The sequence below is a fragment of the Neobacillus niacini genome (genome assembly GCF_000759675.1).
Lineage (GTDB): Bacteria > Bacillota > Bacilli > Bacillales > Cytobacillaceae > Neobacillus > Neobacillus niacini_A.
Window position 1 is genome coordinate 110,230 of record NZ_BAWM01000098.1, and the last position, 24,984, is coordinate 135,213.

At 35.4% G+C, this 24,984-nt stretch carries 24 protein-coding genes and 1 pseudogene; 2 read left to right on the top strand and 23 right to left on the bottom strand.

All coding sequences use genetic code 11. The annotated features are described in order from the left end of the window. Nucleotides 1-6: 6 nt before the first annotated feature. The 15 genes from TR08_RS22510 to TR08_RS22580 all read right to left on the bottom strand — a co-directional run bounded on the left by TR08_RS22510 (nt 7) and on the right by TR08_RS22580 (nt 15,901). The gene (locus TR08_RS22510; RefSeq protein WP_045522020.1) at nt 7-795 is read right to left on the bottom strand and encodes an SDR family NAD(P)-dependent oxidoreductase; all 789 of its coding nucleotides are present in this window, start codon (nt 793-795) and stop codon (nt 7-9) included. A gap of 13 nt (nt 796-808) precedes the next feature. After that, complete coding sequence (locus tag TR08_RS30490; RefSeq protein ID WP_052427587.1) at nt 809-1,645, bottom strand: alpha/beta fold hydrolase; 837 nt, start codon at nt 1,643-1,645, stop codon at nt 809-811. Between the two features lie 45 nt (nt 1,646-1,690). Then, entirely contained in the window at nt 1,691-3,385 is a 1,695-nt protein-coding gene (locus TR08_RS22520) for an alkyl sulfatase dimerization domain-containing protein (RefSeq protein ID WP_045522022.1), read from the bottom strand. Nucleotides 3,386-3,493: 108 nt separating this feature from the next. Continuing rightward, on the bottom strand, nt 3,494-4,522 hold the full coding sequence (locus TR08_RS22525) for a 2,3-butanediol dehydrogenase (RefSeq protein WP_045522024.1): 1,029 nt from the start codon (nt 4,520-4,522) through the stop codon (nt 3,494-3,496). Nucleotides 4,523-4,658: 136 nt separating this feature from the next. Further along, nucleotides 4,659-4,973, bottom strand: a complete 315-nt coding sequence (locus TR08_RS22530; protein WP_045522026.1) for a hypothetical protein — start codon at nt 4,971-4,973, stop codon at nt 4,659-4,661. A gap of 63 nt (nt 4,974-5,036) precedes the next feature. Beyond that, nucleotides 5,037-5,822 carry a citryl-CoA lyase gene (locus TR08_RS22535; RefSeq protein ID WP_045522028.1) on the bottom strand — a complete coding sequence of 262 codons (786 nt, stop codon included), beginning with the start codon at nt 5,820-5,822 and terminating at the stop codon, nt 5,037-5,039. A gap of 261 nt (nt 5,823-6,083) precedes the next feature. Continuing rightward, the gene (locus tag TR08_RS22540) at nt 6,084-7,280 is read right to left on the bottom strand and encodes an acyl-CoA dehydrogenase family protein (RefSeq protein WP_193747832.1); all 1,197 of its coding nucleotides are present in this window, start codon (nt 7,278-7,280) and stop codon (nt 6,084-6,086) included. Nucleotides 7,281-7,723: 443 nt separating this feature from the next. Then, nucleotides 7,724-8,125 (bottom strand): PaaI family thioesterase, encoded by a 402-nt coding sequence (locus tag TR08_RS22545; protein WP_052427588.1) that lies wholly within the window; start codon nt 8,123-8,125, stop codon nt 7,724-7,726. A gap of 623 nt (nt 8,126-8,748) precedes the next feature. Then, nucleotides 8,749-9,156: a MaoC/PaaZ C-terminal domain-containing protein gene (locus TR08_RS22550; RefSeq protein ID WP_045522030.1), complete on the bottom strand. Its 408-nt coding sequence runs from the start codon at nt 9,154-9,156 to the stop codon at nt 8,749-8,751. Nucleotides 9,157-9,185: 29 nt separating this feature from the next. After that, a complete protein-coding gene (locus tag TR08_RS22555) occupies nt 9,186-9,638 on the bottom strand; it encodes a MaoC family dehydratase N-terminal domain-containing protein (protein ID WP_052427589.1) in 453 nt (150 codons plus the stop codon). An 87-nt stretch (nt 9,639-9,725) separates the two neighbouring features. After that, a complete protein-coding gene (locus tag TR08_RS22560; RefSeq protein WP_045522033.1) occupies nt 9,726-10,541 on the bottom strand; it encodes an SDR family NAD(P)-dependent oxidoreductase in 816 nt (271 codons plus the stop codon). A 71-nt stretch (nt 10,542-10,612) separates the two neighbouring features. Then, entirely contained in the window at nt 10,613-11,791 is a 1,179-nt protein-coding gene (locus TR08_RS22565) for a lipid-transfer protein (RefSeq protein WP_045522035.1), read from the bottom strand. Between the two features lie 567 nt (nt 11,792-12,358). After that, on the bottom strand, nt 12,359-12,586 hold the full coding sequence (locus tag TR08_RS22570) for a hypothetical protein (RefSeq protein WP_045522037.1): 228 nt from the start codon (nt 12,584-12,586) through the stop codon (nt 12,359-12,361). Between the two features lie 33 nt (nt 12,587-12,619). Then, nucleotides 12,620-14,218 carry a long-chain-fatty-acid--CoA ligase gene (locus TR08_RS22575; RefSeq protein ID WP_045522039.1) on the bottom strand — a complete coding sequence of 533 codons (1,599 nt, stop codon included), beginning with the start codon at nt 14,216-14,218 and terminating at the stop codon, nt 12,620-12,622. 471 nt (nt 14,219-14,689) lie between these two features. After that, nucleotides 14,690-15,901, bottom strand: coding sequence for a CaiB/BaiF CoA transferase family protein (locus tag TR08_RS22580; protein WP_045522339.1), 1,212 nt, complete (start codon nt 15,899-15,901; stop codon nt 14,690-14,692). Between the two features lie 540 nt (nt 15,902-16,441). On the opposite strand from TR08_RS22580, the gene TR08_RS22585 reads away from it, so the two are divergent. Then, nucleotides 16,442-17,230: an alpha/beta fold hydrolase gene (locus TR08_RS22585; RefSeq protein WP_045522041.1), complete on the top strand. Its 789-nt coding sequence runs from the start codon at nt 16,442-16,444 to the stop codon at nt 17,228-17,230. Between the two features lie 71 nt (nt 17,231-17,301). Here TR08_RS22585 and TR08_RS22590 read toward each other — a convergent pair whose 3' ends face one another. From TR08_RS22590 to TR08_RS22610, 5 genes are all read right to left on the bottom strand, one after another. Continuing rightward, nucleotides 17,302-18,363 carry an alpha/beta fold hydrolase gene (locus TR08_RS22590; protein ID WP_052427590.1) on the bottom strand — a complete coding sequence of 354 codons (1,062 nt, stop codon included), beginning with the start codon at nt 18,361-18,363 and terminating at the stop codon, nt 17,302-17,304. A 22-nt stretch (nt 18,364-18,385) separates the two neighbouring features. Further along, nucleotides 18,386-18,964 (bottom strand): hypothetical protein, encoded by a 579-nt coding sequence (locus TR08_RS22595; RefSeq protein ID WP_045522043.1) that lies wholly within the window; start codon nt 18,962-18,964, stop codon nt 18,386-18,388. Nucleotides 18,965-18,989: 25 nt separating this feature from the next. Next, the gene (locus tag TR08_RS22600) at nt 18,990-19,568 is read right to left on the bottom strand and encodes a hypothetical protein (protein ID WP_045522045.1); all 579 of its coding nucleotides are present in this window, start codon (nt 19,566-19,568) and stop codon (nt 18,990-18,992) included. Nucleotides 19,569-19,615: 47 nt separating this feature from the next. Next, nucleotides 19,616-20,035: a hypothetical protein gene (locus TR08_RS22605; protein ID WP_045522047.1), complete on the bottom strand. Its 420-nt coding sequence runs from the start codon at nt 20,033-20,035 to the stop codon at nt 19,616-19,618. 162 nt (nt 20,036-20,197) lie between these two features. Continuing rightward, nucleotides 20,198-21,394 carry an acyl-CoA dehydrogenase family protein gene (locus TR08_RS22610; RefSeq protein ID WP_081954612.1) on the bottom strand — a complete coding sequence of 399 codons (1,197 nt, stop codon included), beginning with the start codon at nt 21,392-21,394 and terminating at the stop codon, nt 20,198-20,200. Between the two features lie 476 nt (nt 21,395-21,870). Between TR08_RS22610 and TR08_RS30495 the strand changes: the two genes are divergently transcribed. Then, nucleotides 21,871-22,782, top strand: a complete 912-nt coding sequence (locus TR08_RS30495) for a LysR family transcriptional regulator (RefSeq protein ID WP_052427591.1) — start codon at nt 21,871-21,873, stop codon at nt 22,780-22,782. 177 nt (nt 22,783-22,959) lie between these two features. Here the strand turns inward: TR08_RS30495 and TR08_RS31405 are convergent. The 3 genes and pseudogenes from TR08_RS31405 to TR08_RS22620 form a co-directional block, all read right to left on the bottom strand. After that, nucleotides 22,960-23,103: pseudogene (locus tag TR08_RS31405) on the bottom strand (ATP-binding protein); the annotation flags it as partial. A 301-nt stretch (nt 23,104-23,404) separates the two neighbouring features. Continuing rightward, the gene (locus TR08_RS33700) at nt 23,405-23,536 is read right to left on the bottom strand and encodes a hypothetical protein (RefSeq protein ID WP_274521044.1); all 132 of its coding nucleotides are present in this window, start codon (nt 23,534-23,536) and stop codon (nt 23,405-23,407) included. A gap of 477 nt (nt 23,537-24,013) precedes the next feature. Beyond that, on the bottom strand, nt 24,014-24,982 hold the full coding sequence (locus TR08_RS22620; RefSeq protein ID WP_045522049.1) for an electron transfer flavoprotein subunit alpha/FixB family protein: 969 nt from the start codon (nt 24,980-24,982) through the stop codon (nt 24,014-24,016). Nucleotides 24,983-24,984: the final 2 nt, after the last annotated feature.

The following is a 24,984-nucleotide window of genomic DNA, read 5'->3' on the forward strand; positions in this document are numbered from 1 at the left end:
AATTCACTATTTTCCTACCAATTCAAAATATTTATCTATAAACTCGGGATGAATACTATATAAATCCGTAATGGGTTCCGAACTTTTTGGAATGGTGATAATACGGACTGGATTTATTATTAATTTATAAATTTCTTCAGCTACGTATTCTGGTTCCATACTTCCCTTACGAATAGCTTCAGAATATTTCGTATTTAATATTCCACCATCTTGTTGCATTTGTGTTTTAACAGCTCCAAGTAAAACTGTTGTTACATTTACATTTGTATGCTTTGTTTCTAGATACAATCCTTCAGACAAACTTGTTAAAGCTGCTTTTGTTGCAGCATATCCAGCTGTATATTCACGGCTAATTCTAGCGGAGCCTGAAGTAATATTTATGATGTGCCCACTTTTATTTTCTAGCATTTTATCTAAAACAGCTTTTATAGTAAAAAAAGAACCATAAAAGTTTACTTCAGTTGCCAATTTTAATTGATCAAAAGTCAAATTTTTAATATATTCATGACAAGGAATCCCAGCATTATTAATAAGAATATCAATATTGCCCAAGTCATTATAAATTCTTTCAAATGTTTGAGAAACATCACCTTGATTACTGACGTTTAAGGGATAGGCCCTAACGATTACATTGTACTTTTCACTTAGCTCTTTTCTAGTTTCCTCTAATAGATCTGGATTTGAAGCGATCAATGCGAGATTTGCACCCTCCGCTGCAAATTTTAAAGCCATTGCTTTACCGATCCCTCTAGAACCACCGGTAATAACAATATTTTTCCCTTTTACATTTTCCATTCAGATACACCACCTATCTTTTCGATTGCACCTTTTCAAAATGAAGCTCCACCACTTTATTTATTTCTTCGGCTCCTTCATATGGTGCAAAATGCCCTACATTTGGAATCGTATGAATTGAAGCCTGAGGCATTTCATTGTCGCGTATTTTATGTGCATCATGTAATGGGCAAAACTGATCACATTCCCCCCACACAATCGTTGCTGGTTTCTGTATTTGCAACAATTTACCTTTTTCGATCATTTCAAAATCACCTGAACGATAAAGCTCAAGAGGTATTTTTTTACCTTCAGGAGTCAGGAAAGTAGAATAAAATTCATCTATTAACTCATCAGTAATAGTAGGAATACCCGTTCTCATAAGAGTTGCAAAACTTTCTCTTGTAGCAAATAATTTTTCAATCGCCTTTTCTCCGATTTGTGGTGTTCTAAACAGTTTGGCAACATCATGCCATTCTGCATCAGGTGAATAAAAAGTATCGGTAACGAACAAGCTTAGTATTTTTTCTGGATGTTCACCTGCCCAATATAAACTAATAATTGCTCCCCAATCATGGCAAAACAAATGAAAGCGATCGATATTTAATTTTTCAAGAAAATCACTTAGGAATAGCCGGTAATTTTCCCATGTTGACGAAACCTCGAAACGGTCACTCTGACCAAATCCTGGTAAATCCGGGGCAATTGCACGATACCCAAGAGTAACTAGCTTTGGAATGATCTCCTTCCATATTAATGAGGATTCTGGAAATCCATGAACTAGTAAAACTACAGGAGAAGATACATTTCCCTCATCGATATATGACACATTCTGTTTTCCATTAATCTTCAAAATCTTCTTTTCTAACATTTTAAAAGCCTCCATGAAAAATATTTAACTCAGTTCCGGCTCAAATCATTCAAATACGCTAAAAAAGGCAGCAATTTCTTTTACGTCTTCATTTGTTTTTACCTTGCCGCTTTCAAAGGCAGCTTCAATTGAAATTTTCCCAAAAATAATATCCGACAAGATTTCGCTAGTTAGTTCAATTCGTAAATCCGCATTTAATGGCCTATGATTGATAAATTCAGCTACACCTTTTCTAATATGCAACCCGAATTCTTGATTCAAATTGTTCAATGAAATAGAAAGGATTTGATCGATGTTTTTCGACTTGTTTGGATTGATCTTGAATTCTAATAGTTTAATAGATTTATCTACATGTTTTTTCATGTCATTTTCATCTAGAGTTCCTGGAAAACCTGGTGGAATATATTCTAGATTTATTTTTCCTTCCAATACCAATGCTTGTGTTAGATAAAATGCTCTTGATGATACTGCTGGGGTTACGTATCCCATTTGACGAAGTGCATTCGCTTTAATTTGCTTTGCATTAGGATTTGTTGGATCAACGTTTAATAGATGGGTAATCAGCTCGGCTGCCCAAGCGTATTCTTTATTTTCCAAAGCTTTATTTGAGGCATCAATTAAATGATCAGGACCTCCAAACCCTTCTATGATTCTTTTCGATCTAAAAGAAATTGGAACAGGATTTATATCTGCAGCATCTAAGCTAAACCATCCTATTAATCCACTATAAATTCCTTTGATATGGTGTTTAAATTCACCATAGGCTTCTTTTAATTGCGGAAAATTCGCCAAATGCTCAGGAAGCACAATACTATCAGCAATATCATCCGGTTTTAGTCCTTTATTAATTCCACGAATCGTCTGGCTGTAGGCAAAGGCAATTCCATCTCTATAATTCGTCGCAAGCTCATAACTTTCCTCTCTTGTCATCATTGCTAACCCATGCGAAGGAATCAAGTATTGAGGATTTTTACTTCGAATGATATCTATACCGTTAATCCATTCAACTGGATTCCGATATGGCTGACCACGTAACGTATAAAGATTCGGATAGAGATGCCAAATACTATTCGTAATAACTAAATCATGATCCGGTAACCATATCGTTAAGGAATCAGTCGTGTCTGATGGAGTATGAAAAAACTGGATACGCACACCATCTATTAACAACTCTTCGCCATCTTTTACACCATAGGTAGGTTTTAAATAACCCGATGACTTATCTACATCCGCAACGTTTTCTACAGCTGCTAACCCTGCGTCCGGACCAGTACGAGGTAAATAAAAACCAAAATGCTGTCCACCATTTCTTAGTAAGGAAGGACCAAGTTCTAACATTCCATTTGTAATGTTTTTATGAAGATCAGGATGAGAAATAATTTCAATCCCCGCTCCATCACCAACAAATGCTGTCGTTCCCATGGCATAGTGGTTATGGGAGTAAATAATGGCTTTAATAGGTTTATCCGTTAATTGTCGAAGTGCTTCATATTTCCGCTTGCCAATTGCAGTATAGGAACCTGTATCCCATATAATGACGCCTTCATCGCCTTCAATAATCACAGTATTTTCTACAGAAAACCCCTGTAATAGCGTAATTCGATCCGTAATTGGAATGATTTGTGGTCCTTTAGAACCAGAAAACGCTAATTCTTTGTTAACTATAGCTCCGTTTGGCAATTGTGCAGTTTCAACTTCTGCCCCAAAGTAAGGCGATTTTCTAAGCTCTTGAATAATCATAAGCTCCTCCTAAGATATTGGCATATTTAATAGTTAATCAATTCTAAATACTATTTTAATAAAATAAAAAAATCCTTTATATAAAAACATATCCCTCTATATTAAGTCTTAAAGATTATTTTCTTTTGGGGTTACTAAGATCTTACATTGTGTTTTATCGTTTTTCAGTTTCTCAAATCCTTTTTTTACAATATCATTTATATAAATTTTATTTGTAATTAATTTAGTCCCATCAATTTTTCCACTAATTAATAAATTTATCACTTCTTGGAAATTATGGCGATATCCTAATGATGAATTAATCTTCTTTTCTCCAATCACTAGCATATTAGGAGAGAATGAAACATTTTTCTCCCATAGCGAAACGATCATAAGTTCTCCTGTATGTCTTAAACTTGCTAGGGCAGCTATAAAAGAGGTTTCTGCACCAGCAGCTTCAAATGCAACATGGACTCCCCCTTGTATAATCCTATTGATCGCTTTAACAGGTTTTTCATTATCAGGATTAATGACGTGTGTTGCTCCAATTTCAAGTGCTTTTTTACGACGTTCTTCTGACAATTCCACCACTATGATTTCTTTTGCGCCTAAGGCTTTTGCAACCTGTACTAATAATAGTCCTATTGGTCCAGCTCCAAATATTGCACAACTGTTACCGCTTTTTAATTGACTTTTCCGAACAGCATGAAGTGCTACTGCTGTAGGCTCGACTAATGCTGCCACCTCAAAGCTTAGTTCATCTGGAATTTTAAAAATCCTAGATTCTCGCACCGTCACAAATTCAGCAAACCCACCATCATCAGAAAACCCATAACACTCTACTTTTTTACACAAATTGTATAATCCTTCTGTACAAGCATCACAATCCCCACAGCTATAAAAAGGTTCCACTACCACTCGATCACCAACTGAAACTGTTGTAACACCTGCTCCTAGTTCAACAACAGTACCAGAAAATTCATGACCTAAAGTTACATTTGGTTTAGCAAAAAAAGGGCCTGCTAAGTATTCATGCATATCACTTCCACAAATACCAGCCCATTCTACCGCGATTTTTACTAATCCATCGTCTATCTTCGAATGTTGTACTTCTTCAATTTGAATATTTAATGCACTATAAAATTTTGCAGCTTTCATGATCTATTCCCCTATCGAAAGATTTTTTAATAACCTTTAGATTGCAAAAATTAAATACCCAGTAAAAATACATTTGTAATATAAAGTTCCTTATTAACACTCTAACTTAACTATCAAACTGTCATGATTCCTATCATTATGAATCATTAAATTTCACCTGACCAATTGGAAGGTATTCCCCCTTTATAAGTTTGACCTTTTCATGCCAGTTTTTAAAAGAACAAATACTGCATGTACCGTTAGATTGATTTTTCAAATCGATAAATACATCCATACCACATCCTAAAGCACTGTACCCAATTACCTCCAAAGACTGTCCGGAACTACCGTTAGCATCATCTACTAAATAAATTAATTCAGAACCAATTGAAGGAACAAATCCTCGCACAAAACGTTTATGCTCTTCCATAACATTTGGATGGTTTGCTTTTACATAATCCTCTAATTGCATACCTATCACCTCACCTTACGAAATTTTAAAAATCAGAGTAAAAGCAGAAAATTCCCTCAACATTTATTTCACTAAACAATCATTTGTATATACCGTATTTTCTTCGATATGATCAAAAAGCTTCTGACCCATACTGTCTTTTCGTCCCGCTTCCATTTCTTCAGCAATATGGCCAATTAAGCCAACTGCACGTGCTGCGACAGCAAATGCTCTTACAATACTGAAATGCAAATTCATATCCGAGAGAATTGCCCCGATTGCCCCAGCAGCATTCAAAGTAATTTGTCTACCTTTTTGTTCATTCATTTGACGGTGAATTTCTTTCATTAAAGTGGTATGTTTCCCACTAAATCCTAATTCTTCGGCTAAAGCAAATAACTTAGGTGTACGCGGATCAACTGGCTTATGGATTGGATGTCCAAATCCAATCACTTGTAATTTCTTTGCTTTTCGTTCTTCTAAAATACTCGTAGCGACGAAGGCAACGTCGTGGTTATGACCATATGTTTCCCAGCCTTCTTGAAGCATTTGTGCCGTATTTTCCATCGCCCCAAGATAAACGGAACCTGCTCCTAATAAACCAGCAGCTACGGCTGCTTGTACTGCCTCAGGTGCCCCTAAATAAGTCAAACGGGCGGCAACCGAGCTTGGCGTAAAGCCGTGTTCACAAATAGCTACCATACAGGCATTGAGCATTTTTGACTCTTCATCTGTAGGACGACGATGAAGAGCACCTAATAACGCCATATCTGCTAGTGTTATTTTACCTATTAAATCTTCCGTCAAATTATAGCCATGAACATAAATCGCCTCTGGTTTAGACATCCCAATTTTCGTTTCGAATTTCATTTCCTCTCATCCCTTACTGTTAATTAGATTAAAGATAAAATGCATGTATATATCCTTTTTTGTAATACTCTACTAATCTGAATTAATGATTAGATAAAAAGACCACTTTAAGCACCGTGCTACGGTTTTTTTTTCCGAATTTCACGTTACTCAAAACGGTCAGTTTGGCTTGAACCGTTTTTTTAAATAGCGGTCAATTTCGCTTCAATAATAGTTGAAACGAACTTTTATGTTTTCTACGAATATATGAAAGTAACTTATTTACAAACCAATGTTTTTAGCGATAATATTTTTCATTATTTCCGATGTTCCACCATAAATTGGCATGACTGCAACGTCTCGGTAACGACGAGCAATCGGATATTCTTCCATAAAACCGTACCCGCCATAAAGCTGTAAGCAACGTGCAGACATCCGTCTTGCCATATCAGTTATGAACCATTTAGCCATAGAAATCTGTGTTACGATATTTTCGCCATTCAAATGTTTACTTGCTAAATCATCAAGGAAGGTTTGCGCCATTGTCAATTCGGTTGCCATTTCAGCAATTTCAAATTGAGTATTTTGAAATGAACTAATCGGTCTTCCAAAAGCTTGTCTTTCTTTTACATAGCCAATAGTAGACTTTAGCATTTCTTCAGCAACAACTAATGCACTGTTTGCGATTAAGAGGCGCTCCTGTTGCAGCCGATCCATCAGATAGTAAAAGCCTTGACCTTCTTCACCTAGTAAATTAGCAACTGGAACTCGCGCATCATCAAAAACTAATTCAACAGTATCTGTAGAATGCTGTCCTAGTTTTTTCAATTTTTTTCCACATGAAAATCCAGCTGTATTAGGCTCAACCATGATAATACTAATTCCTTTTCGAGCTGGAATCGCTTTTGGATCTGTTTTAACTGCAACGAAGAACAGCCCTGCATTGATTCCATTGGAGATAAAGGTTTTCTCCCCATTAAGGATATAGTGGTCCCCATCGCGTACAGTTGAGGTACTCATATTCGCGAGATCAGAGCCTATTCCAGGTTCCGTCATAGCCACGGCCGTTGTAATTTCTCCACTCACACATTTTGGCAAATACTTGCTCTTTTGTTCTTCGTTACCAAATCTTTCTAGATAAGGGACAATGATAGAACTGCTCGTGCTTGCTAAAGTACCTACTCCAACGCGGAATAACTCTTCCGCTAACACCAAATTGAATCCAAAATCCAGTTCAAGCCCGCCATATTTCGTTTCGATTTGCGGGCAAAGAAAACCTTGTTCTCCTAATTTTTCATAGAATTCTCGTGGGGTATATTTTTCTTCTTCCCATTTCTCAATGTTAGGGACTGCTTCTTTTTCGAGGAATTTTTGCAGAGATGTTCTAAACATCTCATGTTCATCAGTAAGATAAGATCTGTTTCTCTTAAATAAATCATAGTTTACTTCTTTAGTTGATGTAGTTGATTTTGACAAAATGTATCCCTCCAAAATATGTTTACAAATCAAGACCTAGTAAATATTTGTCCTTCTATAAATAGATTATTTTATTTCAAAAATCCACCAAGATTCAGTATAGTTAGAATCTTTAAATTTATGATAATTTTATATTTTCTCTTTTAAAAGGATAGAAATCGAAAGGTACGTTAAGTAAATATTAATGTCCTAGCAGGATGGAAAAGTCTCGAAAAATTGAAAATCATTCTAAATTAAGTTCATGATTTGGATAAAATTAATGAAATTTTTACTGAATACTGCCGCCTCAAAAATAGTAAAAAAAAAAAGGGATTCAATTCGAAATGAACCCCTTCTTTTTATAATTGTTCTTAATACTTTATATATATCCGCTTTGCAATTTTCATTGATTGATAAATTTCGTTTTATGTTTTAGTCAATCCTTAACCTATCTTTCCCACCAAGTATTAGCTTCTTAAGATTTTAAAGGTACCAATTCCCTTAGCCAAGAGTTTCCCCTCGTAATTCCTAATTTCTCCTTCAGCTGAAACAACTTTATAACCTTGATGAAGTATTTTGGCAGTTGCAATTATTTTTTCACCTTCAACTGCAGGTGCGAAATAACTAATATTTAAATTAACTGTTACCAAAGGATGACCTGCGTGTTTACGAAGATTCACACCTATTACTATATCCAGAAGTGAAGCGTAAACCCCACCATGCAGTGTTCCATTGGGATTCAATTTGGATGAAGAAACAGGCAGCTGCAGGATTATCTCCCCACCATCCAATTGAATCATATCAAATCCCAATGAAACATCGAAACTATTACAAAGTTCTGCCCTATTCATCCAATTATTCACAAACATGGTATTCCCTCACTTTATTCTTTAGTTCTCCTTAATCTATTTTGATCGACCATGAAATACACAGGAAAACATTATCCTGAGCAGCTTTATATTAAATGAGCTTATATACACATTGATTTCTTAATTCAATTTGGTATGACCAACGATTAAACCCTCAATAATATAGAAGGAAAAATATCCAAACGGTTATAGAATCTAGTAGACTTTATAAAAGCCTGGACATTGAGAGATACTTTAGGAAAACATATATAACTATAAATGGAATCGAGAATTATAATTTTTGGACTATTCTTCTTCCTCATCATGCAAAGCATAATAAAGCATTTCGGTAATTTCACCGACAGCGTTTAAGTGTTCGTACTTTTCCATGTTTATCCCTCCTGTTTATTACTTATTTTGAAAAACCAGTTGTAAGAAGTTAAACTTCGGATGAAAAAATAATCTATGTGGAACATTGAGGGATACATTAGGAAAAATATAAAACTATAAAATGAATGGCTGGTTTAAATGAATCCCATTTAATCAGTAATGAATAAAGACCGTAATTGAGTACCGTGAAAGGTCATAGCTGTACCTAATTTCACATTACTCAATACGGTCAGTTTAGAAAAGTAGATGATTTACTAATTCCTAGATGGCAAAGTTGCTTCAAAAATTCCAGCTACTTTTACTTCGCCTTCGCTGTTCTTCGCTAGTACTTCTGCTACCACAATATTGTCAGCCTTTTTCTCTAACACTTTACCCACGATTTGGATTTCTTCGCCAGGGAAAGTCATTTTACTAAAACGTACTTGTAATTTCTTAATATTTTTTCTAGAAACCCATGAGGTAACTCCTTGGGATAACATCCCCATAATCAACATTCCATGAGCGAGAATTTTCATACCTGCTTTCTCAGCGACCTCTTCCACCAGATGAAGGGGATGAAAATCACCAGAAGCACCTGCAAACCTTACAAGTTGAACGCGGGTGATAGGTTCCTTTTTCAATACTGGGAACTCAAAGCCTTCCTCTACATCCTCATAAAACATGCTACATTTCTCCTTTCATTTATACGAAATTAATGTCGGTGCAATAATGTGTTTCTCGTAAGCGCAACCAATTCGTCTCGTTGATTACGATATTGATTTTCCGTTACGATGATATCCATGGCACCGGAACTTGCTGTCTTCGTTTCAGCCTCTACCACTTTGCTGGTTACGGACAGGACATCTCCAGCCACAATATCTCCCAGATATTCATAGGCTTGCTGACCATGTAACACTCTAACTAAGTTTAATCCTAGCTTTTCTACTTTTTCTACTGAGCCCATTCCGCCCCACAGGTCAATCACTTGTAAAAAAGTAGGTGGCATTGGAATACCTTCATACCCTTCTTTTTTTGCTGCTTCCAAATCAAAGTAAATTGGGTTATCATCACCAAGGGCGAGTGCTAGTTCTTTGATTTTTCCTTTTTCCACAGCCATGCTGTATGGTTCAAATTCAAGGCCAATTAGATCTTTCACGTTTGACACGTTCAGTCACCTCTTTTGAATAATTAATATCTTGTTTAAGGACACGCGGTCTTAGTTACCAAATAACTCTAGTTTTACAAGAGATTACTAGGTTAATGAACCACCGTTTACACCTAGCACTTGTCCATTTACATAGTTGGACAATGGGGAAGCTAGGAATAAAATACTTGCCGCTGCTTCCTCGGCACTACCAACACGTTTTTGTGGAATACCGTTAATTAACATGTTACGTACTTTTTCAGGTATACCTACTACTTCTCCATTGATTACCGTTCCTTCTTCTTTAGGTCGTGTTAAACGCGTATCAATAAATCCAAAAGCTACTGCATTACTGTTGATGTTAAATTGTCCCCATTCCTTCGCAACCACTTTAGTAAATCCGATAACTCCCGCCTTAGCTGAGGAATAGTTGGCCTGTCCCATATTCCCTCTTACACCTGAACCAGAGGAAACGTTGATAATTTTTCGATGATGAACGATGCCTTGCTCAATCTCTTTTTTCGCCACGTCGCGCATATATGGAGATGCCGCACGAACTAAACGGAATGGAGCGAGCAAGTGGATGTCTAAAATTTCCTGGAACTGTTCATCTGACATCTTATGAAGTAAACCGTCAAGGCAATAGCCTGCGTTATTCACGATAATATCCAATCGACCAAAGGTAGAAATGGCCGCCTCTACCACTTGCTTCGGCAATTCAGGATTTCTAAGATTTCCACAGATTGAGATGGCATCGCTTCCGATTCCTTTGATTTCCTCTACTACCTCAGAAGCAAGTTTTTCATCTAGATCTGCTACTACCACACGCGCACCATGTTCAGCAAACATCAGTGCAGTTGCTTTACCGATTCCAGATCCTGCTCCTGTAACAATTGCTACTTGATTCTCCAATAATTTCCCCATTATATTTCTTCCTCTCTATTCTCAATTATTTATTTTTTCATCTCACATAAATCTAATAAATGTGGATGCTATTATCCCATACGATACATCGTTACGACGCAAGCTCCACCAAGACCCAGGTTGTGTTGTAGCGCGATTCTCGCATTTTCCACTTGCCGTTTCTGTGCTTGACCACGAAGCTGCCAAACAAGCTCGGTACACTGAGCCAGACCCGTTGCCCCGATTGGATGCCCTTTTGACATCAAACCACCGGAAGGACCAACCACGACTTTTCCACCGTAGGTGTTATCTCCGTCATGAATAAATTTTTCAGCTCCACCTTCTTCACATAAACCAAGTCCTTCATATGTAACGACCTCACTTGGTGTGAAGCAATCATGCAGTTCTAATACATCTATTTCATCAGGACCAATACCTGCAGCTTCATAAACTTGTTTGGCAGCACGTCGGGTCATGTCTGCTCCTACTAAATTCATAATATTATCGTTAGTAATGCTTAAATCGGTTGTTAATGCTTGAGCTACAATTTCAACAGCTTGGGAAATACCATGCTTCTTGGCGAATTCCTCACTACATACAATCGCAGCAGCAGCTCCACAAGTTGGCGGGCAGGCCATGAGGCGTGTCATATTTGGCATTAACTTAGGAGCACTCATAACTTCTTCGAGTGTTAACGGTTTACTGAAAAGTGAAAATGGATTTTGAACTGCATGACTCCTTGTTTTCACGGCTACTCTTGCAAAAATGTCTGGATTTGCCCCGTATTTCTCAATATATTCCTCAGCAGCAGATCCAAAAAGCCTGATCGCTCTAGGTGTTTGAGGCACCTCAGGCCACAACTCCACTAATCGTTCTTGAAGCCATTCAACCGGTGAAATCCGGTCATCCCAGTGAGATTTTAATGCCCCTGGCTGCATTTCTTCAAATCCAACCGCGAGTGCACACTCGACTGCACCAGACTCAACCGCTTGTCTAGCCAAGTACAGCGCTGTTGAACCAGATGAACAGTTGTTATTAACATTTATAATTGGGATCCCTGTCATTCCCACCATATATAATGCTTTTTGACCACAAGTACTGTCACCGTAGATGTAACTTGCATACGCCTGCTGAATTTCGGAATAATCTATTCCTGCATCTTCTAATGCTCCCTTTACTGCTTTAGCTGCCATCACTGGATACGGTTCTTGCAGACCAGGCTTTTTAAAAGGGATCATATTTACTCCGATTATTTTTGCTTTTTTACCCATACAATCTCCCCTCCTCTTTTTTTATATAAAGATAATTTAATAAGATTCTCAATTATACGAATCTTTATAATTATGATAATTTTATAATATGATTTATAAAAGGTTAGAAATTTAAAGGTACGTTAAGTAAATATTAATGATTTAATATTGCCAACAAAAAAATGCTCATAAATGCACCGGTAACTTTAATTAAAAAAGCTACCACAAACTTTATATATATCTTCTAAACAAAAGAAGGGATGTACCCTATGTAGGGAACCCCTCTTTAGTTTAAATATCCGTTATCCTCGGCGATGATATGCTCCCAATTTTTCAGTGCCAAAGGAACAATATTTATTCACCTTAATCTATTAACTGAATATATAAGCCCACCATTATTTCGCTCTTCTATTATTAAATTAAGAGCTAATAAATAATCGAGTTGTCCAATTGTTTCAAACAATGAAAACCCCAGTCGTGACTTATAGCTTTTAGGAAAACGTCTACTCAATTCAAAGGCAGTCATCGGCTCTTCCAAGAACTCTCACCAGCTTTTATCAGTTGGAAATAAATAGATCTATTCTTTTATTACGCAGTCATCTCTTCAGAGACAGTCGTTTCTTTATTGTTATCAGGTCTAACAATCAATAAGTTGAGAATAGCTATTAGAAGAAATAACCCAACCATGACGTATATGGAATAATTGAAACCAAGTGCAAGGTTTGCTCCGGCAGCTTGTACTAAGTACCTGAGATGGTATAGGCCATCTTCATTGGAGCTAACTTTACGACTTTTGTTAAATAAACAGGTGCCCATAACGCCACCCAAATAATAAGCCAATAATTTTGATTATTTTCTATTCATTTGTTCAAGATTTTCCTCAACCAATTCACGACGCAAAATTTTTCCAACGCCTGATTTTGGTAATTGATCCCTGAATTCTATTTTTCTGGGTACTTTGTATTTGGCCATCCGCTCTCTGCACCATTCAATGATTTCTTCTTCCGTAGTTGAATGCTCTGCCTTTAAAACAATGGCTGCTTTGACTGTTTCTCCACGATAGGCATCTGGAATACCAAATGTACACGCTTCTGCTACCGCTGGATGTTGATAAAGTACTTCGTCAACCTCATTAGGATAGATATTGTAACCTCCAGCAATAATCATTTCTTTTTTCCTACCGACAACGTACAAAAACCCATCTCCATCCAGCGTGCCCAAATCACCTGTATACAGCCACCCATTCCGTAGGCTACGTGCTGTCTCTTCTGGTTTTTTCCAGTAACCCTTCATAATTTGTGGACTCTTTAAGAGTATCTCACCGGGTTCGCCAATTGGCAGTTCCTTCATACCTGTTTCGAGATCAACGATTTTAACCTCCGTGTTTGGAACAGGTATGCCTGTACTCCTTGTTTTGATAACATCTTTACTAAATGTTCGAATGCAAATAGCGTTGGATTCCGTCAATCCATATGTTTCAGAAATTCGCACACCAGATTTTTGTTCAAAAGCTTGCAGCACTTCTAGAGGAATAGGAGCAGATCCCGTTCTGCATACTTTCAAAGAGCTTAAGTCATCCTCCTTAAAATCATGATGATTTAACAATGCAACAAAGACAGTTGGTGGCACAGAAATTTGAGATGGACGATATTTTCTGATCATGTAGAGGGCATCGTCAGGACGGAAGTGCTTTATTGGAATATAGGCTCCTGCATAGAAGATACAGGACAACATTACCATCAAACCAGCACCATGAAACATCGGGAATATACCAAAAAAGCGTTCCCCTGGGCGTTGAAGAGCCCCGGCGTCTGTGAGATACGTATGGTACACGCTGGCTGCAGTATTATAATGGGTACTCATAACTCCTTTTGGAGTGCCAGTTGTTCCCCCAGTATACTGGAGAACAGCAACATCTTCTCTACTATTGATTTGCAGCGAGGGAATATCATCGTTCTCTTCATCTATCCAATTGTATAAATATGGATTACGATTATTATCCTTATCAATTGTAACGATTGAAAGCTTCTTTCTATAACTAATACGGTCCAATTTCTCAATCTGATTACTCTCACAAACCAACCACGATGGTTCTGAATCACCCAGCATAAAATTCAATTCGTGCTGCTGATACATTGGATTCAACTGAACGACAATACCTCCCAATCGTTGAACACCGAAATAAGCGATTATGTATTCTTTGCAGTTGTACAGCATAATACCCAATCGATCACCCTTCTTAAATCCACGTCGATGTAATGCAGCAGCAAAGCGGTCAACTGCTTGTTTAAGTTCGGTATAGGTGAGCTCTACGTCACCATCGATGATGGCTTTATGATTAGGAAAATCTTGAGTAGCACGTTCTAGAAAATGGTATATGGAACAAGATGGTATTTCTACTTCGAACGGTATGGTTTTTGGATAAAAGGCATACCATGGTTTTTTCATGATATTAAACTCCCCTCAACAAATAAGTTAAATGACTAGAGCTAATGACTGACACATTCAATTTGAGTCGGACATTGTAAACGCTTTCCGAGATTAGATGGATCTTAATTATTTTTCTCCCCTCAAACGTTTCGATTTGATAACTGAAAAAATTCTAAATAATAAGAATCTTAACAATTATGATAATTTTATATTTTCATTTTTAAAAGTTCAGGAACTAAAAGGTACGTTAAGTAAATTTTAAGAGCTTTACATACAAAGGGAAAATCCATAAAAAAATGAAAAATATAAATTTTGGTTTTTACAAAGTAAAAAGGAATTTCTCAGGCGTCTGCAGAATTTAGGATGCATCAACTTAACAAAAGAAGGGATTCACTATAAAAGTGAATCCCTTTTGGTTTAATTATTTCTTATATTCAATGATGTTTAGTTCATAGAGTGATACTTATTTGATTTAGATTTTAATCAAGTTTACATTGTTTTAGAAGTAGATTTACCAACTCTATTTTTTATGATACCCTGACTTGTTAAAGCCTCGATCTGTTGGTCAGAATAACCAATTCCTGACAGTATTTCAATTGTATTTTCCCCCGACTTCGGTGCTAAGTTACGAATTACCCCTGGTGTTTCTGATAACTTGATCGGCGGAGAAATTAGTTTAACCTCACCAAGTTCTGTGTCAATAACTGTTTGAAACATTTTTCTATCAATAAACTGAGGATCTTTCTCTAAATCTCCAAGACTATTTACTGGGGCTACGCAAGCCTCTACTCCATCAAATTTTTCCATCCATTCCTGCCTTGATTTTTGTATGATAACGGATTGGACTTCTTCTCTCACGTGGTCTTGCTCTTCCATTGGTACATACATTTTTTTAATTAGGTCTTCTCTTTCTATGATTTTGCAAAATTCCATCCAGAATTTAGGTTCCCCTGCTCCAACTGATAAATAAAGACCATCATTTGTTTCGTATACGGTGTAATAAGCTTTTCTTCCAGTTAAATTTAAGTTTCCACGTTCTGGTTGTTTACCTGTCGCAAAATAGTTTGGAAGAAAGAGTTGTAACCAAGAAAGAGCTCCATCCAACATCGAAACATCAATAAACTGTCCTTTTCCAGAACGGCCTCTTTCAAAAAGAGCCATTAAAATTCCTATCGTACTCATGAGTCCGCTGCCAAGATCCGCGATTTGGACAGATGGGACCACTGGTTTACTACCACTTACACCCATATACTCAAGTATCCCTGCATAACTAATATAATTTATATCGTGTCCAGGCATGTTGGAATAAGGACCTGTTTGTCCGTACCCCGTTATGGCGCAATAAATTAGTCTAGGGTTAATCTTTTTTAACACCTCATAGCCGACACCAAGGCGGTCCATCACTCCCGGACGAAACGATTCTACAACAACATCTGCTTTTTCAACAAGCTTCAAAAAGATTTCTTTACCTTGTTCTGTTTTTAAATCTAAACAAATACTTTTTTTGTTACGGTTTACTGAATGAAAAATTGCACTATCTTCTCCGATTTTTGGATTCATTGCTCTTGCATAATCGCCAGGTCCAGTGTCTTCGATCTTAATCACTTCTGCACCATAATCGGCAAGAAGCATTGTGCTAAATGGCCCTGGTAACAATCTTGTTAAATCTAATATTCGTAGAGATTCTAAAGCTAATGACAAACTAATCATCCTTTCCTTATTGAAAAAAACTTTTTCTGAACGCTTTTGTAATTTCATAAATCAACTTTTACTGCTTTTTTGTCACCACTTCTTTTTTGAAAAGATTGTTCATTAAAACTCTTAATAGTACAAATATTTATATTTATGATAATTTTATATAATCATTTTTAAAAGTTCAGGAATTGAAAGGTATGTTCATCAAATATAAATGGTTAGACGCTGATTTATCATTATTCAAAAATTAGACAGAATTCCCATTGGAATCTAGATTAGATTAAAGTATGTCAATTTAAATTTTAAGAAAATTCAATAAATATATAAAAAACGATAATTTAATACTATGTCCATAGTAATATATTCCTTGCCTTCCAAATTACCTTACTATATAATATCAGTAATATATGTTTTTTACATATATATGTATTATTACATCTAGGCTTTAAATACTTATGTAAAATATACTCCTCTGAATAAACAGTGTTTAAGATTTTTGCAAATAGGCAATAAAATCAAACATATCAAATTTAGGAGGTAATAAGTATGAATGAAGCAGTTGTTAGCCAAATCAAGATGCCTTTTTTACGGATGGGAAGCGGGGAACCATTAGTCCTTCTTCACGGTCTCTCAGAATGTAAAGAAGGATGGTTCAAACAGTTTGAGTTGGCGAATCAGTATGATCTGATTATTCCTGATTTTAGAGGACATGGGAGCAATTCCACATTGGAAGGAATTTCAATTAAAAATTATGCAAGTGATGTATTAGCTTTACTTGATTTCCTTAATATTGAAAGCGCACACATTTGTGGATTTTCAATGGGTGGAGTTGTAGCTCAAGAATTGTATCTTCAAGCTCCCGAGCGATGTAAATCACTAGTTTTTGCATGTACAACCCCATATTTTTTTGATGTTATAGGTAAAATTGTTGGTAAATTATTTAAAGCACGATCATCCATACTGTCTGCAGAACACAGAAAAATTATTGTAGAAAGAAGTTGTTTTTATTCATGGAATACGGAGAATTTCCAAGATTTAGAAAAAAGTTTAAGACCCAATAAAGAGGGCATGTTTAAAGCAATAGATGCCCTTAGTGAAGTTGATTACCGCTTTTCCTTATCGAAAATTCAAGTTCCAACACTTGTGATCGGTGCTAGATATGATATGTTAATTCCACTTTGGATTCCCCTATATATGCACAAACAAATCCCAAGTTCTGAATTCGTTATTTTAAATAAAGCAGGACATATTGCTAAGCTTGAAGCTGCAACAGAATTCAATCAAAAATTGCTCCAATTTTTAAGGAAGCACACCAATGTACCGAAAGTGAGTTAATAAAGGAGGAGGAGGTTTGTCCCCCCTCCTTCTTATGTTTTTATAATTAAGAACTGTACCATCAATTTAATCTATGAGCGATGACATAACCATTTATCTAATTCAACACCAAGCTTGCCAGATAATGCTATATTAAGGTGTCCAGCTTTAACTTCCTCAAGCGTTTTATCTTCGCTTGAAACTAAATCCATAATGGGACTGCTTTGATCTTGATGAACTAAAGTATCGTATTTTGAAGAGAGTACCAATAAATTCTCTTTTATATTCCTAAAATCGACTTTTTTTCCATGAACAGCAAACTCTCCTTTAACAAGTTTATTGTCTTTAATAAAATCATTTACTAATTGTTTATATGCTGCTCTTGTAAAAGGAACTGTATCAGTCAAATAATTATTCATGGTACACCATTTTTCTACGAATCGTTTGTCATCTGCATGATTTAACAGGTTTATATATGGAGTATAGCTGATTGGTGTATTCAAAGCTTTAAACATTTGTTCTTGGTAAAATTTAGGGATAATTCCATAACCATCTATAAATCTGTCTAAATTAAGGGTTCCATTTTTTATCCCTTCCAACCATTTGTCAGGAATAAAAGTATTAACATCCCAATCAATTGGAGGTACCACTAATGCAAGATTTCTTATAGGTTCTTCTGCAATGGCAGTATAAACAGCTGCAAGTACGCCGCCAAGACAGTATCCGACTAAAGAAATTGATGCAGCACCCGAATGTCGTAGTGAACGCTGGACACCCTTTCTTATATAATCATCAATATAATCTTCTAAATTGATATCTTTATCTTCGTATCCTGGAAATCCCCAATCTAATAAGTAGACATCATATCCAGCGTTTACCAAAATTTCAATAACACTAGCACCAGGTGTAAAATCAAAACAATAAGCGCGATTCACTAACGAGTTTATTAAAAAGATTGGAACATCATATTTCTTTTCAACAGCGGGATAAAGCCATAAAGACGCTTTGTTTTTTTTCCAAACCTCTTGTTTAGGAGTCTGATTTATACTTAGCTTTGGTTGATTCGTAATATTTAACACTCTATTCCAACGATTTATTTCTTTTTCTATATCTAAGGCTGGAATTACGTTATTGTAAAGAGTATCTCTTGACAAAATTTTTCCTCCTTACCGTCTGTCATTTAGATTGTGTTGATACTAATTCACTGACTGCTTGATTTTTTTTATCTATATTTTTTTCACTCATAATTTGTAAAAGAATCGAAATTTCTTCTTTTAAACCTTTTACATCAGCTAACTCATTTTTCATTACTTTTAAGTCAGAACGCAGCTCTTTTGTTTCAGCTAATTCTAATTTCGTCTTCGTTAATTCTGTTTTTAATTGTTTTGTTAGTTTTATAATGTCACTAGAGACGCCTACGATACTTTCAATTTCTTTATTTGTAGAGGAAATGGAGTCTTGTAGTTTCCAGATTTGTTCTTCAAGTGAATCTAGTTTTTCTTCCGTTTGTAAAGCTAATTTCGCCACATTTGTGACATCATCTTTAGTAGGTAAATGCAAATGATCTCCTAAAAGATCTTGACTTTTCTTAAACATTTCTTTATATATTGCAGAAGTCTCTGTAGATTTTTGTAATAACCGAGTAAACCTAGGATTATTTGTATTTGTCATAATAAGATCATTTACCTGTTTTTCCCATTGAGTACTGAATTTATTAAATAGATCATAGGGATCGAATGACTTCTGATTTGTCATTAGTGGGCCTCCTCGTCTTTGGTTGTTATTTTGTTAATTCGTTTGATTGTTCAATATATCTATTAAAAGGAAGAAACACATTTCTAACTTGTTTTGATATAATTTTAAGGAATTTGTTTTGATTAGTTTGAATAATAGATGCTGTTTCTTTCACATTTTTTATATACCAATTTCTATTATTTCTTCTAAATTCAATAAATTTTTCAATCGCAGCAACATATTGATCTGCATATTCACTTTTTGCTAAATTAGTAAAAGGACTTGAGATGATCTCTGAAGATTTATTGTGTATGGTATCAAGATTATCATTAATTTCCTCATATGATTTAATAGGAAAAAAGGTCTGCAAGCTTATAGTTGCTGTTAATAATTCTTCTCTTGAAGTTTTTTCCCAATCAAATAATTCCTTAGAGAATTGGTTGACAAGTTCCTTTAAATTAGATTGATTACGTTTAACATTTTCAGCAAAAAGTTTTGTAGTTTTTAGAAGATTGTCCTCACGAATTTTCTCACGTTCAACCCAATCATCCAAATTTTGGAACGCATGATTCCAAAGAAGCTCTAAACTTGTAATATTTTTTTCTATTCCCTTCGTTTCAACCATTACTATTCCTCCGTTTTAATAGAATTAAATCTACTTAATTAGTGAATCTATTTTTTTATATCGTCCTTAATTTGGATCATCTTTTTTATTCTATTTTCATCTTGCCCTACTTTAAAAATCATCTGTAACTCATTTAAGTTACTTCTTACCGAAGCAAGTGATTGTTTTTTTAAGTTCCAATTTTGTGTGATGCTATATAAACTGTCGTCACAATCATCAAGTTTTGCCTCTATTGAAATATACTTCTTAGCCACTTCAGCGATCTCTTCTTTATTAGAATATCCCTTGGATTCCAACCATTTTTTCACAAAAAATCTGTTTATACGGACTTGTTTTAGATGGTATCTAAGTAACTTATCTACTAGCACAACGAATCGATGACAATTGATAAAGCGTTTAATTTTTCTATTTAGCATTTTTTCAAATAATTTGTATGCAATAGTGGACTCATTGTTTATTTCTGGCATTCTATTCTCCTTATTGCATTTGCTAAATATCATATTGTCATCGAATGAACTGTGCTTGGGAATTAAATTACTTGTGCAATGACGTCGCCATTTACTATCACTACTTGTAACAACAAACATAATCAGATGCCTTTTAAAGCTAAGAATTTTTAGAATTATTTGTTACAACCCTAGATTTTTTGCGATAATGTTTTTCATAATTTCATTAGATCCTGCAGCAATCGGTAAAACAGCAATGTCGCGATATCGACGGGCTATTGGATACTCTTCCATAAACCCATAACCACCATATAGCTGTAAGCAACGGGCTGCCATCCGTCTCGCCATATCAGTAATCCACCACTTCGCCATTGATACCTGGGTTACGATATTTTCACCTTTCATGTGCAGATTAGCGAGATTATCAAGGAAAGAACGGGCCATTGATAATTCTGTAGCCATTTCTGAAATTTCAAATTGAGTGTTTTGGAAAGAACTAATAGGTTTACCAAATGCTTGTCTTTCTTTTACATAAGTAATCGTTGACTTTAACATCTCTTGTGCTTGAGCGAATGCTCCATTTGCAGCCATAATCCGCTCTTGTTGTAATTTATCCATCAAAATATAGAAGCCTTTGCCTTCTTCTCCAAGCAAATTGGAAATAGGCACACGAGCATCCTCAAAAATAAGTTCAGCAGTATCCGAAGAACGCATACCCAATTTCTTCAATTTACGACCACGCGAAAAACCTGGACTATCTCCATCAACCATGATGACGCTAACTCCCTTGTGGGCTGGAGTTGCATTAGGATCTGTTTTAACTACAACAAAAAATAATTCAGCATTAATTCCATTGGTAATAAACGTTTTTTGTCCATTAATAACGTAATTTTCACCATCACGTACTGCTGTCGTACGAACGCTGGCCAAGTCTGATCCAGTACCCGGCTCTGTCATGGCAACAGCTGTAAGAATTTCACCATTCACACACTTTGGTAAATACTTTTTCTTCTGTTCTTCCGTTCCGTATGCCTCAAGATAAGGAACAACAATGGAACTGTGAATGGTTACCCCGGCAAGACCTCCTCCAACTCGTGACATTTCTTCAGAAAGGACTAAATTAAAGCCAAAATCTAGACCAAGACCACCGTATGCTGGATCCACCTGTGGGCAGAGAAAGCCTTGTTCGCCCATTTTTTTGTAAATTTCACGAGGGATAGAACCTTTGTCTTCCCACTCTTCATAATAGGGATTCACTTCTTTTTCAATAAATTTTCTTAGTGAAGTCCTAAACATTTCATGTTCTTGACTACAAAAAGGTCGATCAGTATTAAACAAGTCAAATGTTGTTTTAGTTGTTGAATTTGTTGTTTTAACCATGGCTTTTCCCCTCTCCAAAAATGATTATGATTAAAAATAGTGTTGGTAAGTATAGTAAAATTCCAATATAACTTTATAAACACAAATTGAGTTGCTATATTAAAATAAACAGTCTGTTATCCTAAAACTGTTTTTAAATTGATTAAACAGAATGATATAGGATGCAATTTTTGCTTAATTATGAAGATCTATCGTGATACATCATTGGCCCCTCCCGAATTCAAAATAATATTTATATTTACAATTATCATAATTTCATATTATAATTTTTTAAAGTTCAGGAATTTAAAGGTACGTTCATTAAATATAAAGATGATATAATAGGGAAGAGTAAAAAAACTTAAATTCATCTCTATATTTTATGAGGGACAAAAAAATGGTTTATTATCACGGCAAAAATGTTAGCGCTTACTATACATAAAGATAAAAATTTATAAACCAACATGATTTTCTATCTGTCTACAAGGGGTGAAACTATGCGTATTGATCAGCTTTTATACATTACTGAAATCGCAAAAACTGGATCTATTGCGAATACGTCTGAACGGCTTTACGTATCTTCACCTACAATAAGTCAAGCGATTAGAAGCTTAGAAGAGGAACTTGGTGCAAAGATATTTGAACGCTCTAGAACTGGTTTAGAGCCTACGGACACTGGAAAAAAAATAATAATAATAGCACAAGAGATTATTAATAGGATTGAGGATTTAAAAAACGAGGCAAAATCGGATTCTGCTGAGATTGAAGGACATCTAACTATCTCAGCAGTTTCTAGCTTTTGTAAAGGGATTATCCCTAAAACATGTGCTGAAGTCAAAGCAAAATTTCCAAAAATAACACTTGAAGTTAATGAAAATAAAGCAAATCAAGTTAGAAAAGATGTTCTGAACGGAAATGCTGATCTAGGAATAAATTTTTATCCCTCCTCTACTCTTGAAGAAAATCAGCTATTTTCTACAACACATCTTATAGATTCCCAAGTGATGGTTTGTTTTAGAAAAGATTCTGAATTGGCAAGTTTAAAAAATATTTACTTTGACGATGTAACTAAACATCCTATTGTTTTATCATATAAAACAAATGATACAATAAAATATTATTCTAAGGTATTTGGGAAAAATAGAAAATTAAATACTTTTATTCAATCACAAAATTCTGATACAAAAAAATATTTTATTTCACAGGGAACAGCAATTTCACTTGAAACTGACTTAACTTTTAAATCGGATCCGTTTTATCAAAGTGAAGATATTGTTGTAAAGCCAATATTAGGAATCGAATCCACACTCTCCTATTACTGTATTAGACTAAAAAACCAACATTATTCTGCAGCGGGCCAGGAATTTTTGAAAGAACTACGTGTTCAAGCTAATAAATTCAAAGAATAATTTAAAAAGAAAGATAAATTGCCGCACGTCTAATATTAAGGATGAATAATCTCTAAATAATATGAATAGAAAAAAGGCATCCGAATAAGCCCATTCGGATGCCTTTTTTCTAAATCTGAAACTCTTATTACAAAAAGTAATAGGAGTCTATTTACTAACATTTATATAGACCTTTATTTAAATAAACTCGCTTTCGTCATCATAAATTGGAAGTTTAATAACAAATTCTGTTCCTTTTTCTAGCTCACTATGAACTTCTATGGTCCCTCCATGTGCATAAATAATCTCTTTTACAATCGATAAACCTAAACCATTCCCTGCCCTTGTTCTTTCCGTAAATAATCCTTAATTTAAAATCAGTATTTGAAAGCCCTTGCAATTATTTCCCATTGTTCCTCGTCTGTAAATTCTCGGTAATCAACTTCTGCCCTATAAAATAAATTTCTCCAAAATTTAAACAAACACTTTTCAAATTTACACATATCAAATTCTCCTCTCCCTGTAAATGCCAAACGATGTGTCCACCATTGCTTCATCAGCGGAAATTCACAAATGCATATAAATCAAAAAAATTACATTGACTGCCCTTATTAATTTAGTTTTTCTATTCAATAATAACAAATTACTCATCTTTCGTTTTTGATTCAATAACACGAACAAGTTCTTCAATAATATCGTTTAACTTCATCATGCTAGTATCTTTCTTTAAAATATTAGAGGTTTTATACATTAAATTTTTTTCTTGATCACTCACAAAAATACCTCCTCCAATTTTTTTAAAATGCTTACATTTAAATTTAAACAGAAAACTCAACTTATACTTGCAAAATCTCTGAATAATCTATCCAAAATTCACAGTGCTTAATCTAAGGGGTTTTATAATAAATGTTTGAAGATTCACATTAATTATAACCCACATTACTTATATATGTAAATTACATATAAGAGAAAAAATAAAACAAGAACAAGTTAAATCCTCCTATAAAGGTTAGCTAAAGGGATTATCCCCTCCCACATTTAATAAAATATCGGTCACAGCTGGGGTTCTTAAAGTACATTTTTGGTATACGTTTACAAACAATAGAAGACTATCAGTATTTTTCAATTTCAGATATTCTCCATTTTTTAATATTTCGTATTTCCTTCCTTCACTTTTTATAGTTAATAATTAAGTAATCAGACATCCCATAATTACTAACAAAGGAATGTCTGATTAATTTAGTTAACCTTATTATGAGTTTACTAGGACTTTTTTGAATTCTTCCGTAAGCAGTGGAACCACCTCAAACAAGTCACCCACAATACCGTAGTCAGCTACCTGAAAGATTGGGGCTTCCGGATCTTTGTTAATCGCAACTACTACTTTTGAGTTAGACATCCCAGCAAGATGCTGAATGGCTCCTGAAATTCCACAGGCAATGTACAAATCAGGAGTTACGACTTTTCCAGTCTGTCCGATTTGTAACGAGTAATCACAGTATTCAGCATCACATGCACCGCGGGATGCTCCTACTGCACCACCAAGCATCTCAGCAAGGTCCTGAAGTTGCTTAAATCCATCTGATGATTTGACCCCTCTCCCGCCAGAGATGACTACCTTTGCTTCTGTTAGGTCTACACCGGATGTAGTTTTACGTACTACCTCTTTTACAATCGTCCGTAAATCTTTGATTTCAACATTAAATCGCACAACCTCAATCGTTCCGCCAATTTCTTCCACTGGAATATTATTCGGGCGAACCGTTGCGAATGGTATGCCAGATACTACTTTCTTTTTCTCAAACGCCTTTCCGGAGTAAATAGGACGCGTAAAGATTACTTCACCGTTATCAACCTGAACATCAATGACGTCAGATACAAGACCAAGCCCAAAACGGGCTGCAATGCGCGGGGCAAGATCTTTTCCGATAGCCGTATGAGACATTAGAATCGCTTCTGGCTCTACAGAATCTATTACCTGACGCAACGCTTGTAAATAAGCATCCGTTGTATATACATTTAGTTCCTCGTTGCCAATAATATATACTTTTTTTGCGCCATATTTCCCCAAAACATTTGCATAATGAGTCGAATCACTGCCTATCGCAACAGCAATAATTTCTCCGCCTTCAGCGATGCGCTGCGCTGCAGACAATGCCTCAAGTGACACACCTCTTACATTTCCAGCTTTCGCTTCCGTCAAAACCAGTACTTTTCTCATAT